12 protein-coding genes are annotated in these 14,064 nt (G+C 44.5%); 7 read left to right on the top strand and 5 right to left on the bottom strand.

What is annotated here, in order from left to right; all coding sequences use genetic code 11:
* The first annotated feature begins 155 nt into the window (after nt 1-155).
* Together HRM2_RS09700 and HRM2_RS09695 are read left to right on the top strand one after the other, a co-directional pair.
* The gene (locus tag HRM2_RS09700; protein ID WP_041273188.1) at nt 156-2,621 is read left to right on the top strand and encodes a radical SAM family protein; all 2,466 of its coding nucleotides are present in this window, start codon (nt 156-158) and stop codon (nt 2,619-2,621) included.
* Between the two features lie 197 nt (nt 2,622-2,818).
* A complete protein-coding gene (locus tag HRM2_RS09695; RefSeq protein WP_015903835.1) occupies nt 2,819-3,466 on the top strand; it encodes a hypothetical protein in 648 nt (215 codons plus the stop codon).
* Nucleotides 3,467-3,498: 32 nt separating this feature from the next.
* Here HRM2_RS09695 and HRM2_RS09690 read toward each other — a convergent pair whose 3' ends face one another.
* The 5 genes from HRM2_RS09690 to HRM2_RS27040 all read right to left on the bottom strand — a co-directional run bounded on the left by HRM2_RS09690 (nt 3,499) and on the right by HRM2_RS27040 (nt 11,238).
* Entirely contained in the window at nt 3,499-4,194 is a 696-nt protein-coding gene (locus tag HRM2_RS09690; RefSeq protein WP_015903834.1) for a M48 family metallopeptidase, read from the bottom strand.
* A 3-nt stretch (nt 4,195-4,197) separates the two neighbouring features.
* Nucleotides 4,198-7,215 (bottom strand): type I restriction endonuclease subunit R, encoded by a 3,018-nt coding sequence (locus tag HRM2_RS09685; protein ID WP_015903833.1) that lies wholly within the window; start codon nt 7,213-7,215, stop codon nt 4,198-4,200.
* A 24-nt stretch (nt 7,216-7,239) separates the two neighbouring features.
* Nucleotides 7,240-8,520: a restriction endonuclease subunit S gene (locus tag HRM2_RS25140; RefSeq protein ID WP_015903832.1), complete on the bottom strand. Its 1,281-nt coding sequence runs from the start codon at nt 8,518-8,520 to the stop codon at nt 7,240-7,242.
* A gap of 1 nt (nt 8,521) precedes the next feature.
* Nucleotides 8,522-10,069: a type I restriction-modification system subunit M gene (locus tag HRM2_RS09675; protein ID WP_015903831.1), complete on the bottom strand. Its 1,548-nt coding sequence runs from the start codon at nt 10,067-10,069 to the stop codon at nt 8,522-8,524.
* A 1,007-nt stretch (nt 10,070-11,076) separates the two neighbouring features.
* Nucleotides 11,077-11,238 carry a hypothetical protein gene (locus HRM2_RS27040; protein WP_232364239.1) on the bottom strand — a complete coding sequence of 54 codons (162 nt, stop codon included), beginning with the start codon at nt 11,236-11,238 and terminating at the stop codon, nt 11,077-11,079.
* Between the two features lie 12 nt (nt 11,239-11,250).
* Between HRM2_RS27040 and HRM2_RS25135 the strand changes: the two genes are divergently transcribed.
* The 5 genes from HRM2_RS25135 to HRM2_RS09645 all read left to right on the top strand — a co-directional run bounded on the left by HRM2_RS25135 (nt 11,251) and on the right by HRM2_RS09645 (nt 14,029).
* Entirely contained in the window at nt 11,251-12,144 is an 894-nt protein-coding gene (locus HRM2_RS25135) for a hypothetical protein (RefSeq protein ID WP_015903827.1), read from the top strand.
* Between the two features lie 40 nt (nt 12,145-12,184).
* Nucleotides 12,185-12,571 carry a DUF2958 domain-containing protein gene (locus tag HRM2_RS09660; RefSeq protein ID WP_015903826.1) on the top strand — a complete coding sequence of 129 codons (387 nt, stop codon included), beginning with the start codon at nt 12,185-12,187 and terminating at the stop codon, nt 12,569-12,571.
* Nucleotides 12,572-12,640: 69 nt separating this feature from the next.
* On the top strand, nt 12,641-13,096 hold the full coding sequence (locus tag HRM2_RS09655) for a hypothetical protein (RefSeq protein ID WP_015903825.1): 456 nt from the start codon (nt 12,641-12,643) through the stop codon (nt 13,094-13,096).
* The gene (locus HRM2_RS09650; protein WP_015903824.1) at nt 13,093-13,362 is read left to right on the top strand and encodes a hypothetical protein; all 270 of its coding nucleotides are present in this window, start codon (nt 13,093-13,095) and stop codon (nt 13,360-13,362) included. Before HRM2_RS09655 ends, HRM2_RS09650 begins: the two co-directional genes overlap by 4 nt.
* A 103-nt stretch (nt 13,363-13,465) precedes the next feature.
* A complete protein-coding gene (locus tag HRM2_RS09645) occupies nt 13,466-14,029 on the top strand; it encodes a JAB domain-containing protein (RefSeq protein ID WP_015903823.1) in 564 nt (187 codons plus the stop codon).
* The last annotated feature ends 35 nt before the right edge of the window (nt 14,030-14,064 follow it).

The raw sequence follows: 14,064 nt of genomic DNA, 5'->3' as shown, positions 1-14,064 counted from the left end.
ATAACAACCTCTTCCTCTATAGAGCCCCACCAACTGCCCTTCCATCTTTCAAAGAAAAAGCAAGAAAAACTTCCCTTCCCTGTTAATTTCCTTTATTCTGCCTTTTAATTATTTGCTCATTACCATCCTGATTCTGAACCAGAGGGAGACCTTCTATGACAAAATCGCGTGACCCCGCCACAATGAACGACATCGAGATTATTCCCGGCAACATCAACATCCTTCTGATTGCGCCTCATGGTCATGATGAAGATGACAAAAACACAGGCAAACTGGTACGCCATGTTGCTGAACAAAGCGGGTGCTATGCCATTATCAATGAATTTTATGGCAGAAAAGCTGAAGCTTCCAGACGAATTAACCTCAACAACCTGCCCGAGATAGAAAAACATCTACAAGATGGATTCCTAAAGCCCCTCATTGCCTATAAAAATGAGATAATTAAGGCCAATGGCAATGCTCTAATCTTCTGGATACACGGGGCTAAAAATAAGAGTGTTGAGGGAGACATCCAAAAAGGAACCGATGTTAATCCAGATGTTGTTAAAGTGCTGGTCGGCTATGGTCAGAAAACGGAGAACAACAGGTATACAGCCGAACCGATAACAGCAAACACCTTAATTGAAGCGCTGACTAAAAACGGGTTGGATGCTGTTGCAGCTAATCCTGATAAAAAGGTTGATGTGAAAAAAGGCATCTACAGCTACTGTGGGCATGACATAACCAACATGAACCAATTATTCAAAAATAAAGAATATCTGGACCCGAATGTTGAATCAGTTCAGTTAGAGTTCAGAATGGAAGGATGCCGTGATAATGAAAAGAATATAAAATCAACTGCCGAAAGTATTGCCCGTGCTATTTCCTCCTTTGTTCAACCTGAAATTGTAGTTGCGCCTGTCAAGCAGGTTTATCCTGGTGATGAACAGAAAAAAGAATCCGCTCTGGCTAAGCGAATGTCAGATGAAGACAGTCGAAAGAATGCCATTGAAGTTCAGGACCCGATAGTAAGCAAAGCATATGACAAGTTAGCCCAGGTCTTTTCCAAGAATTATGAGCAAGCTTTGATGGAGGCTGGACAGTACATTGTCAGGACATTCTATGGCGGTGAAGAGAACATTGAAGACCAGCAGTATAATGAGAAGTTGGAGTTCAGCAAAGAAGTCATCGCACGAGCCCGAGACAAAAAATCCACCAAAGAAGAAACCCTTAATCAACTCTATGAGAAGATAGACAAGAATAGGGATGCCAACTCTCCTTCCAGGTCGAAACTATATAGGGCTGTAAACTTGATTGTTCAAAATCAAGATTTGAAAAAATATTTATCTTCATCAACTTTCTCAACGTTGAAAAAGTTGTCATTAAGTCATAAAATTTATTTGCTGGGTATCAAGGAACTCGACAGGAAACAGGCTTTTATTAAGAAAATTGCCGATGAACAATTGACAATCAAACAGCTTCAAAAGGCTAAACAGAAATCACAATCTAAAGACCCAACACCGGTCTTCCTCATCAACCACCCTGAGAAACTGACAGACGACAAAATTCAACAAGTCCTCAGCTTTGATGCGCTAAAAAGTCAGCCTCCCAAAAAACTACAAGAAATCAAAGAAAAGGTAGAATCAAGGAATAAGGATGTTGGAGAAGAAATTAAACGATTGGCGGGTTTGATTGAGGACCATAAAGGATATCTTACAAAATTTGATGACATAAAGGTGGATGTCGAAAAAGCCATTGAGTTCAAAAAGAATGCCCCGCAGCAGCCGAAGAAAAGGGCATCAAAGATAAAAGTAAAGCAGAAATCAAAAGACCCCAAAGCAACAGGTTTCCAAGAATGGACCAAAAAAGAAAACAACGTCAATGTCTGTACGGGCTGTTCGAACGATTGCAAATACTGTTATGCCAAGTCAATGGCTTATCGTTTCAAGCAAGTTGAAGAAGGGCAATGGGCAAATGAACAAATCCGGCAACCTGAAGTTGATAAAAAACGTAAGCTGTATGACGGAAGGGTTGGCTTTCCTACCTCTCACGATATTACGGCAAGCAATGTGGATGCTTACCTAAAAGTTTTGAAAAACCTTCTGAGTCTCGGAAATGAAATCCTGATTGTGTCGAAACCGAACTTTGACTGTATCAAGCGAATTTGTGAAATTGGTGCTGATTACAAGGACAAGATTCTATTTCGGTTCACGATTGGTGCCATGGATGATGATATCCTGCGGTTTTGGGATACAAATGCGCCACTATATGAGGAACGAAGGAAATGCCTGATATACGCTCATGAAAAAGGGTTCGGGACATCTGTCAGTATGGAGCCTTTGCTTGATGCTTCGAGGGTGGTTGAAATGGCTACTGATTCAGCCCCCTATGTTTCTGATTACATCTGGATTGGCAAGATGAATCATCTTCCTCGGTTAAAATCCAAAGCAGAAGCAGATAATGACCAGGAAATGATTAGACAAATTGAAAAAATTGAACTGGGTCAGACAAAGGATAAAGTCCTGGCAATCTATGACGAGTTCAAAGCAAAACCAGAGTTGCTGAAAAAAATCAAGTGGAAGGACAGTTATAAAAAGGTCCTTGGAATTGATAAAGCTGCTGAACCAGGTATGGACATCTGATTAGAATTGAAATTCCTGAACATAAGGACGATTGGCGAGAGATATGGGCTGCTGGAAGGGAATGAAACTGGCATACAAGGATGTGCTGGGCATACCATTGCCACCGGCACCTGGGATGGAAATTTGAAAAAAAGGTTTGGTCGAACTTTGTACTGGGACGATGTTGAAACAACATGAAATACAAATCTGGAGGAAAAATGAACGAAAAAGAGACCAATCAAGAAAACGAGGATTATGGCATTGGCATGTCAGAAATGAACAATGAAATCATCACCGAACTTTCACCACGTTCATATCTTTTTGAGCATGGTGTTTCCATTCAGAAGAGCTGTAAATGCCAAGGAGGTAAGGATTTAGGGGCATATGAGATTAGATTTGACCCAGTTGTTTTATTGAGTATGGACCCATTGGATGGATTTGTCATAAACTCCGAAGACAAGGTGCGTATGATGAAAAGGGTCTATGAAAGTATTTTTAGACAAAATGAATATGATTTCTGGGCATTCGAAAAGGCAAAGATTCCAGCCCGTTTTTCAAAAAAAATAGATATCAACGCAAAGGCTCAATGCGAGAATCTTGAAAACATAAAAGATGTCGCCAGCGAAGGAATTGACCTTTTCACTGCTATTGAAAATGGCTACGTTCTCAGACTTTTTTATTCTTCTGGCGACGATTGCTTTGCTGATTTCAAAAAGATATTCGGAGAAATGAACCAATCAATTTTTAAAGATAGTGTTATCGAATATGAGTTCAAGGATGTTAACAAGGTTGTAATTAAAGAAGTTCATGGGCATTGGGTATTGAATAATGAAGATTGCTCTGGTGGAGAAAAAGAACAAGATTAAAAAAAGTCCGGAAACACTATGCGGGGTGCGGCTCAAAGCTTCATCCCGCTTATCTTTTGGTCCAGTTCTTTCCAGTCAGGGACAAACTTGGCAAGTTCCTGGTAAAAGTTCTTGGAATGGTCCTTGTGCTTGATGTGGCAGAGCTCGTGAACAACGATGTAATCAATCAGCGTAAAGGGCAGTTTGACGGCATCAAAGTTTATGATAACTTCATTGGCATTGGTACAGCTCCCCCAGCGCTTGTCCACCTTACGAAACTTAATGTCAGCCGGTATCAGTCCGGTGGTCTGGGTCCACTTCTTTATCCGTGGTTTAATTTTGATGATGGCTTTTTCACGGGCAAACTGTTCAAGGGCTTCCCGTATGGCTGGCTCCCTCTCAGGCAGGTCTGGATTCACGGTAATGGTGAACTTGCTGTGGTTGAAGGCGACCGTGGCTTTCCGGATACCGGTATTCTTGACAAGCTTCACGTAATACCGCCGCCCAAGGTATAGCAATCTTGACCCGGAAACAATCTCGCCTTGAGGGATACGTTCCACCAGTTTCAGTTTGTCGAGTACCCATTTCCCCTTCTTGTAGATGACTTCCTCAGCCTTTTGTTGACTGATGGCAGGGCTTTTAAGGATAACCCCTTCGTAAAAATCAACGGTTATATAGGCATGTTTTAAAGCGTTGTCGGTGATGTGGGAGTAATAGATTTCACGGGTTCCATATTTTACAACCGGCACTTCTTAATTCCTTTTGATTAAATCTACCAGGGACACGGCCAGCTTAGGAAGCTCCTTGGCATCCACCTTGCCCCGAAGTCCATCTTTTATCTTAACCCTGACTGCTTTGACAACATCATTTTTATGGTGCCAGTCGGTTATGGACAGTTCCCCTTCAAGAGCAGTGAACAGATTTTGGGTTATTCCTTTGGCTTCCCATCCCATTTGGGTTTCCATTGTCTTGAATACAGCAAATTCTCTTTCGGTTTGAAAACCGAGGTTCTCTGCTTCCTTGTTCTTATTGAGGATTTTTTCCTGAATTTTGTCGTATTCCGCAAACAGTTCAAGCTGGGTGATACGGTTTTCTCGGCGGGCCTTTATCAGGGCTTCCAGCTTATCAGACAGGGGTTGATAAAAATCCGGGTTCTTCTCCAACTCAACTGTAATTTTGTGTTTAAGCCGGTTTGTCCGTTTCAGCTCCTTGGATTTCGGGTTCAGGGTTTTGTCGATTTCCTGCTGGAACTTCTCCACATCTATGATAGATACGGGTTCATCCAGGAGGGAAGTAATGCCCTTCGCCCGGAGATGTTCGTCAATGAGGCTCTGTAATTTCTTGCTTTCATCCTTTGATATTTGGAGGGTCTTGTCCATGTAGGCGTTGGATGCTTCGAGCCGGATTTGATTGTACAGGGTAAAGTCGTCTTTATATTCCAGGGCTGCTTCATCCGGGAGGATGATGTTCAAAGATTTGTTGAACCTTTTGAGCAGGTCCTTGAAGGTATCACGGATATCTATCGGTTCCAGATGATGAACGGCCCTGTCAATGTAATCTTGCCGGTTCTTCTTACGGTCTATGCCCATATCCTGAAAGAATGCCACCAGGCAGTTATGCCGGAGTCTAAGCCGGGTAATTTCGGCGCTGATATTTACCATTACATCGGCTGGCTCTAAATCCCCGGAAAATATCTTCATGGCATCGACCAGGTGATTGGCTATGCCACAGTAATCGACAATCAAACCTGCTGCTTTGGCTCCCCTGGTTCGATTGACACGGGCAATGGCTTGGAGCAGATTATGGGCTTTGAGGGGCTTGTCCAGATACATCACCATGGCAACGGGAACGTCATACCCGGTGAGGAGCATGTCCGAAACAATCATCAGAGCATCGTTGTTAAACTGTTTTTTACCGGCTTTGTTAAGCTGGGTATCATCCCCAAAGGGCAACTTAAAGTCCTCTATTGCCTGTTTTACTTCGGTGTCAGGGGTGGCCAATTTGAAATATTCATCAGGGTCCTTCTTAGGGGCAAAGCTCATCACCACCCGGCTTGAAAATCCGTGTTTCCCTGCCGCTTTCAGTTTATCAAATGCCTTTTTGTAGGCAATGGCCGACGGTCGATTGTAGCAAACCACCATTCCCTTATACCCGTCTGGATAAATCTTGTTTTTGTAATGGTCGATGATGTGCTCAGCTATCCTTTTAATACGCTGCTTCCCGCTCATGTATTTTTTCAAGCTGGTTGCTTCCTGTTTCAGCTTGGCTTTCTTTTCGTCGGTCTCCTTTTCAAAGTAATACTCGAACTGCTTTTCCAACAGCTCCTTTTCAACGTACAGTTCTGGTATGCCGTCCTCATAGAGGATGGGCAGGGTGGCACCGTCCTCCACTGACTGCTTGATGTTGTAGATGTCCAGGTATCCGCCACCATAGAACTTGCCCAGGGTTGATTTTTGCTCAGTGTCTATGGGGGTGCCGGTAAAGGCGATAAACTTGGCGTTTTTGAGAGCCTGACGCATGAAACCTGCCAGGAACCCGTACTGGCTCCGGTGGGCCTCATCTACCATCACAAACAGGTTCTCCTTCTCGGACACCACCTCGATTTCTTCATTGGAGACCTTGATGATGTTGCCATCCTCATCCGTTTCCTGGAACTTGTGGATGGTCGTGGTAATGGTCTTGCCGTAATCATCTTGAAGCAGCTGTTTGAGGTGCCTGACGGAGGTCGCCTGAATGGGATTGGGAAACCCACATCTGCGGAAGGTGTTGGAAATCTGGTCGTCCAGGTCCGTGCGGTCGGTCATGATGATGATGGTGGGATTCTTAAAACCGCTTTCTTCCCTTCTCAGCTTGGTTGCCAGGTAAAGCATGGTGATGGACTTGCCGCTGCCCTGGGTGTGCCAGACCACACCACCCTTGTTTTCATCTTGAAGGCGCTTGATGGTCTTATTGGTGGCCCTGATTTGTTGATACCTGGGGAGTATTTTTATCTTGGAGCCCTCAGACACCTGATAGATGACAAAATTCCGTATCAGGTCCAGGAAATATTCTTTTTTAAAGATGCTGTATAGGAGAATGTCCTGGGGTGTTGGTTCATGCCCAAGGATGGCTTGAAGGGCTGTGGTGTCCTTGACCTTAAATACCTGGTAATGCTCTTCCCTGGCACCTATGGCACCGTACCTGCCGCCGTGTTTGTAAATCCCGACGCAAACCTGATTGTACTTGAAAAGTTTCTCACTCTGGATTTGATAATGTTGGAGGTCCCCAATGGCTTCTGTTTCAGCGCCCAATGCCTTGGGAGATTTACATTCGATGACAGCCAGAGGCATCCCATTGATGAACACCACGATGTCGGGGATGGAGTTCTTTTCCAGCCCCCTAAACTTCATCTGATTGACCACCAAAAATTCGTTGTTGTCGATGTTTTCAAAATCGATGAAAGACACGCCCTTGTATGTTTCTTTGCCGTCTACGATTTGCTTTGGGGTGTATTCCTGGCAGGACAGGAGTTTGTGGATGGTCTCGTTTGCCTCCATCAGGGATGTGGCAACAACAGAGGTGATTTCCTTGAATGCGTTATTGACGTTATTCTCGTTCAGCCAGGGATTAAGGCGCTTGATGGCACCTTTAAGGCGGGATTCCAGGATGACTTCTCTGATGGATGAACGCTCTTCGTTGGTCGACCCGTCAAGATAGGTGTAGCCAAGCTTCTGAAACAACTGGATGGCAGGGAGTTCAGATTGGAGATATTCTGGAGTTTGTGATGTCATGATATCAGCCCTGGCTTGTTTGGTTTATATTTTGACCCTCATTTGTCCGGTGAGCAGTTGACCCATAAGTCCCTTTTTGAGGGTGGTGTAGGATGTTTTCTTTGAGCGAAGGACATCTATTTTGTCATCTACGCTGGAGAGGATGGTGGCTATTTGCTTTTGTTCTTCGAGGGGTGGTAATATAATTGGAATCTCTTTTAATCTGCCAGCATTCAGATTTTGTTGGGCTCCGCCAGCCTGATTGCTTAAAACAATCTTCTTTCCAATGTCAGAGTTTATATACCGAGATAAATAATGAGGAAAGATTCGCTCTTTATTTGGTCTACTTACGAGTGTGGTGAATGTTTGAGCACCTTCAAATTTTTTAGGGATAACACACGACATACCAGGATACCCAGTTCTGGCAGTAATAATGTCTCCCACCATCAATTTTTTAGAATGGTTTTTCTCATTGAAATCGTTTGTAATTTTCAACAAATCATCACCAGAAATTGAATTTTCTTTAATGTTTTGATTCCTGATAATTGGTATACCATCATTTGTGTAATGTTCACTTGTGGAAGTTGCTATCCCAACGAAAATCCTATGACAAATTGTTTTGAGTTTCACAACATCCCAACTCGCAGGTATCTGCCCTATCTCCGTATCCTTGAACTCTGTATGCCCTATCCCCTCGGTCAGGAGTTTTTCCATCAATCCTTTTTTCAACTGTTCGGTTTGTTGGATTTGCTGGTCGATAGATGAGATTTTGTCATCAACTGTGGAGAGGACGTCTGCTATTTTTTGTTGTTCTGGTAGGGGTGGGAGAGGGAGAATAAAAGACCTTATCTGCTGAAAATTAAGGCCTTCTCGATTACCTCCTGCCTGGAAATTCCATATCTGTTTTTGTCCTATTGGCGAATTCAAAAGAGAGCAAAGATACTGAGATTTAATTGTACCATCAGGCCTAATAATACAAACATGCTGATTAACATTTCCTTTTTTAAAATTGTTTGGGAATACACAACATCTTCCAATTGAAGCTCCTGTGATATTGAGAAGGACATCAGCAGGTTGTAGATGTGTGTTTTTCATTTTTTGATGTAAATTTTCTGAGATGTAGACAATGTCTTTAACTGATACTGTTCCGTGAAGGATATTTTGACTCCGAAAAAATGGTACCCCTTTGTCGCAATAGACCTTACTCCCTCCACGTGGAGTTATTCCACTTCCAACCTTATTTACAATCCCACCTAATTTTACACAATCCCAGTCCTCAGGTATCCACCCTATCTTCGTCTTTTTATACCCTTCTCTCTGCTCCATCCTACAACCCCAACTCTTTCAAGTATCCAGCCAGCCTGGCATCTATCTCCTGTTCCCTGGCCTCAATCTCCTTGATACCGGCAAGCGTAGCCACCAAATCCACTGCGACCTCTTCCTCGCTGGTATCAATGTAGCGGGTTATGTTCAAGTTGTAGTCGTTTTCTTTGATTTCTTTCATGTCAACGATGCGCATGAACTTGTCGATTTCTTGACCGGCATCATAGGCCTCGACTACTTTTTTGACATGCTCCTCTTCAAGGCGGTTCTGGTTCTTGCCTTCCTTGTAATCCTGGCTGGCATCAATGAAAATGACCTTATTTTTGAGATGGATAGGTTTGGACTTGTTCACAATGAGGATGGATGCGGGAATACCGGTGTTGTAAAAAAGTTTGGAGGGGAGACCAACAACGGCTTCCAAGATATCATCTTTCAGAATACCCTTTCGAATTTTGCCTTCTGAGCCCCCCCGGAACAACACACCATGGGGGAGAACGATACCCAGTTTACCGTTCTGGTTCAATACGCTTATCATGTGCTGGAGGAAGGCAAGGTCAGCATAGCCACGGGGAGGGACACCATACTGGAACCGGCCATATGGGTCTGACACCGCCTTACTATAATTGACTGCCATCTCTTTGCCATTTCCATTAACCTTAACATCTACCTCCGCAGCATCCCACCATTTATTCTGGGAGAAGGGAGGGTTGGCGATTACCCGGTCAAAAATCATCAGTTCCCCATCGGAAGTCGAATGCTTCGGGGTAGACAATGTACAGCCCTTCTTGATGTCAGCATCAGAATAATTGTGGAGAATCATGTTAATTTTACAGATAGCCCAGGTGCCAAGGTTCTTTTCCTGCCCGAACAAACTGGCATCCAGGAGTTCTCCAACCTTACCGCCCTGTTCAGCAATGTACCTTGCGCTTTCAACAAGCATACCACCGGAACCGCAGGTGGGGTCATACACGGAATTTTTAGGCTCTGGTTTTATCAGTTGGACAATCAGCCGGACAACACCCTTGGGCGTGTAAAACTCACCACCCTTCTTGCCAGCATCATCGGCAAACATTTTAATGAGGTACTCGTAGGCATCACCCAGAAGGTCTGGCGTGTAAAGGTCTTTGTTTTTCAGGGAATACTTGTTGAAATGGTTCAGGAGCCGTTGAAGGAGCGCATCACTCAGGACATCTTTGTTCCCGAAATGTACAGCGGTCATAACACCTTCGAGGTTTAAGTTTTCCTCTTCGATGGCTGCCAAAGCCTCATCTATGGCTTGACCTATGTTCTCGGTCTTTTCAATGATGGTTTGCCAACGGGCAGTGTCAGGAATGAAAAATTTATGATAGTCAGGGTCGCTTGCTGCGGCTTCAATATCCCAGTTTTCTTTCTCTACAAGTTTTTCATTTTCTTCATCAAACACATCATTCGCCCGCTTCAAGAACAGCAGACCGAAAATATAATTTTTGAAATCACTACTGTCGATACTTCCACGCAGGATGTCAGCAGAGCCCCATAGCCAGGTTTCAAGAGAAGGTAAATCAAGTGTCATTCAGGTGCTCCACAAAAAGTCAGTTTTAATCAAATGGTCGTGATGGGTATTACACGGAGAGGCGAAATAATCAAGGTTTGGATTGTAAAAGGGTCTATTGATGCGATTCGTCAATCCATTTCGCCGTTTCCCGTGAATTGGAAAACCCATCCACGCCTAAAGCGAAGCATCTCTTCTGCTAAACTCGATAACAGGTAAGACAGAAAAAAGAATGGTAAGACAGAGTTGGTAGGACCCTGCCTTACCAATGGACATCATCAGTTCGGAGGTGCCATGAAAGAATAACTTTTTAACCGACAGGTCTGCAACTGTCAATCGGGAAAAGATTAGTTATTGTGTCATTGCTCTGATGCTGTCCAAGACCAGTGGCGTTATGGGGCGATGGCTCGTAGTTGATTTGAATTGTGGCCTTTTTAGACCTTCATATCAGGCCTCCTGACGAAACGCAATGGTAAAAAAACATAGTTGACGAAAAATTAAGTACCTGTATCGTCAAGCCAGAATTATATCATGGTCCTTCCCTTTTAATCCCATCTCACCATATTATTGGGGTCCTTTCCACCGGCAATATCCTGAATAAAGATTCCGCATGACAGACATCCTGGTCGACCTTTTCAAAAATCAACCAGCGTGTGTGAATGGCTCCTGTATAGTAATTTAAGGGTTGTTTTGCGTTTGATATACAATAGCCCCCCATGCCCTACTCCATAGGTTTCAGCATAGCCCCAATCCACCGAGACCCTTTAATCCAGGCATACCAGGTTCATCGTTTTAACTCATCAACAGTTTTACCCCTCCCCCTATTAATTAACCAAGAAAGGAGCAGCATCATGAACATCAGGTCATTCATCCCCAGCGCCTGGAAATCCATCCAGCTTCCATGTCCATCCTGCCAACAGCCAATGAAGGCAACACAGAAATCTATCATCCAGCAGGCACGGCTCTTCACCTGTATCTGCGGTCATAACCTGTGGCTGTCATCAGAACAGTTTGAAGCCAGTACAGGGTTATGCTTCATCTGCGGTAAAACAGATTGCTGCGCCAGGGACCATAGATTCCAGGGTTTCATTCGGGCTGGCATGGGTCTGTAAAACAACAAACACAGCACCAAAATCAATAATTGGCTTTCCTTTAATCGGGAGGGCCATTTTCATTTTCACCATCAGCAAAAGGAGGTTTTTATGCTTACACCCATCAACCAAACAGAGATTATCAAACGTTTCAAGCCTCCAGGAGAACCACCTCCGGGGTCAAACAAAACGAAATCCGGCGGCATAACTCTATTCCCCAATGCTCCCTTGGACATGCCCACAGAGACCTTCACAAAGGCCCTGAACAAGCGTGAAGAGAACAGGAAGGCACTACTCCGGTGGATGCGGGAGAATTTCAGAGAAGGAGTGGACTTCGGCAGAATCCATCTGGATGAACGCTGTCGATACGCCAGAGCCGGAAACCCAGCCCTGTGCCGAGACATCAGCCATTATTCGCGCCCGATGCTCTACAAGGCCGGTGCTGAACGTATTATCTCGGTACTGGGGCTGACAGCTCGATTCCCCAATCTGGAACAGTATGAAAAGGCATGTGTTTTTCGTCAAGAAGTCAGCCAAATAATCATCAAATGTGAGCTTCACACACAAAATGGCGCTGTTGTTTCAGAAGGGACTGGTGGTCGACACATCCGGCAGGATAACTGGAGTCTGAATACCAGCATCAAGATGGCTGTCAAGTCCGCTCTGGTGGATGCCGTAATCCGTGTTTCGGCTCTGTCCGGGGTGTTCATCAAGACCCATCAGCACACCCTAACCAGGCTGGGAGATTGTCATCAAAATACTATGCCTGCCATGTCAGGTTGTAATTGGGACAACTTCCATGGACGGTCAGATTGTAATTTTCGTACAGAGAAGCCAATGACCCCGAAGCAACAGAAGCTGATTCAGCATGTCGGTGGGAAACGAGGCTACAACACAGACAGCTTGAATAGCCAGTGTCAGGATTTATTCGGGAAGCACCTGAATGACCTTAACAGGGTTGAAGCCTCACGGTTCATAAAGCATCTCATCAATAGCAACGGCTGAAATCCAGCCATAATCACCAACACAAAAGGAGACGACAACAATGTGGAACACACCAACACCTGAACAACTGGCAACTATCCCAAAACTCTATGAGACAGAACACATCCCCATGAAGGAGAAAATCGTTCATTTCCATTTCTTCATCGGCGGCTGCGACTGGTTTGTTGTTGAGTTCGATGGGGTTGATACCTTCTTTGTCTTTGCCATTCTCCATGGCGATTTACACAACGCAGAATGGGGCTATACAAGCCTCAGCGAACTAAAATCCATCAAGGCAAAGGGGTATCTTGAGATTGATTGCGATTTGTACTGGAAGCCAAGACCTGCCGGGCAAGTGGAAGTTATCTGTAAGGCCCAGGGATGGCCCTCTACCACCAAGAACAACTCACAGAAAGGGGGAAAGCAATGGCATACACTCCCGAATTAACACAACGGCATAGCGCCACATTACGGCGTATTGCCTGGAAGTTGCGGATGCCAATGACAAAGGCAATGAATGAAATTTTTGATTACCTGGGGGCCACACTGGACAAGGATAAAATATGCCAGGCCTGCCGGGATAAAACCAAATGTTGCTCATGCCCATTTAACGGGGAAGGAGAAACCAATGCGAAAAATCCATAATTACCGAATCAACAAAGAAGATTTCTGGGAGATGCTACATGCCAAACGACACAGCCCGTGCCTTGTAATCACATTCAGGGACATATCCGGCCAGCATACCCACAAACTTTCTGCCGGTTATGGAGATGGCCTGGATGTGTATCGTGAGGGCCTCCAGACCTATGTTCTTAGCCACAACCAAAGCCTCGGATATGTAGGCCTACAAGTCTTTGAGGGCTCTGAAATCGTAGGGGAAATGTTCGTAGAAGACCATGAGATTAAAGAGACCCTGGGGCGTGAAGGATTGCCCCCTTCTACAATCATCAAAAAACTGAGGGAATTTATATGAGATACACAGCCAATTGCGTCCATAGCACTGAGGATTCGATTCATGACATGTGCGACAATGCCACAGAGATTGATTACACGGAGTTCATTGAGCAGGTTGATGTTGAGCAACTCAAGGCTCTATTCCCTGGCTATGACTGGTCGGATGGTAAGGCAGAAGATTTAACCCTGAAAGATGACTGGGCAGTATCCTTTTGGCAAAGTGAATTCATGGGAAATCCCTGCCTTTATGTCGAGCACAGCCGGATAGAATACATCTTTTGTTAACCCGGCGGTCATAACCACAAACCTCAAACAACCCGTATCATCAATATCATAGGCTTTTCTGGATTCTCCAGGGAGGCTTTTTTTATTTTAAGGAGGAGTCAACATGAAAAAGGCAAGGGTCATGGAACAGCCACAAGACTACCAACAAATGAACCTCTTTGGGGAACCTGAGACGAACACAAAGCCCAGCAAAAAGTTCATCGCCGTTTACCGAATCTCCCTGGTTCGAGATAAAGGCATAAAGTTTGGTCGGGAATCATTGAGTGGGCCTAAGCAGGCTCAGAAGATAATGAAATCTCTAATTGAGATGCAGGGGCAGCCAGATCGGGAGCAGTTCTGTATCTTGATGCTAAATGCCAAGAACAAAATTATAGGCTTGAATATCGTTTCTACAGGAAGCCTCTCTTCTGCCACTGTTCATCCAAGGGAGGTATTAAAACCGGCAATTTTGGCTAATTCCTCAGCCATGATTCTCTGTCATAACCACCCCAGTGGCACCCTTACTCCATCTCCTGAAGACATAGCCATAACGGAAAGGATAATTAAGGCCTCAAATATCATGGGGATAACGGTTCACGAGCATCTCATTATCAGCATGGACGATGACTCCTTTTACAGTTTCTCGGAACATGGATTGATTCAGGACATGTACAACGAATCAATCTGAACCTACCGGCACAATTCATTGACCTTCAACCATTT

Origin of the sequence: Desulforapulum autotrophicum HRM2 (assembly GCF_000020365.1) — a bacterium.
GTDB lineage: Bacteria > Desulfobacterota > Desulfobacteria > Desulfobacterales > Desulfobacteraceae > Desulforapulum > Desulforapulum autotrophicum.
This window is presented reverse-complemented; position numbering and strand designations above follow the sequence as displayed.

Excerpts from the sequence above, each read along its gene's own strand:
- HRM2_RS09650 (WP_015903824.1), top strand. The coding sequence starts at position 13,093 with ATGAGATACACAGCCAATTGCGTCCATAGCACTGAGGATTCGATTCAT.
- HRM2_RS09655 (WP_015903825.1), top strand. The coding sequence starts at position 12,641 with ATGAAATTTTTGATTACCTGGGGGCCACACTGGACAAGGATAAAATAT.
- HRM2_RS09675 (WP_015903831.1), bottom strand. The coding sequence starts at position 10,069 with ATGACACTTGATTTACCTTCTCTTGAAACCTGGCTATGGGGCTCTGCT.
- HRM2_RS25140 (WP_015903832.1), bottom strand. The coding sequence starts at position 8,520 with ATGGAGCAGAGAGAAGGGTATAAAAAGACGAAGATAGGGTGGATACCT.
- HRM2_RS25135 (WP_015903827.1), top strand. The coding sequence starts at position 11,251 with ATGCTTACACCCATCAACCAAACAGAGATTATCAAACGTTTCAAGCCT.
- HRM2_RS09660 (WP_015903826.1), top strand. The coding sequence starts at position 12,185 with ATGTGGAACACACCAACACCTGAACAACTGGCAACTATCCCAAAACTC.
- HRM2_RS09645 (WP_015903823.1), top strand. The coding sequence starts at position 13,466 with ATGAAAAAGGCAAGGGTCATGGAACAGCCACAAGACTACCAACAAATG.
- HRM2_RS09700 (WP_041273188.1), top strand. The coding sequence starts at position 156 with ATGACAAAATCGCGTGACCCCGCCACAATGAACGACATCGAGATTATT.
- HRM2_RS09695 (WP_015903835.1), top strand. The coding sequence starts at position 2,819 with ATGAACGAAAAAGAGACCAATCAAGAAAACGAGGATTATGGCATTGGC.
- HRM2_RS09685 (WP_015903833.1), bottom strand. The coding sequence starts at position 7,215 with ATGACATCACAAACTCCAGAATATCTCCAATCTGAACTCCCTGCCATC.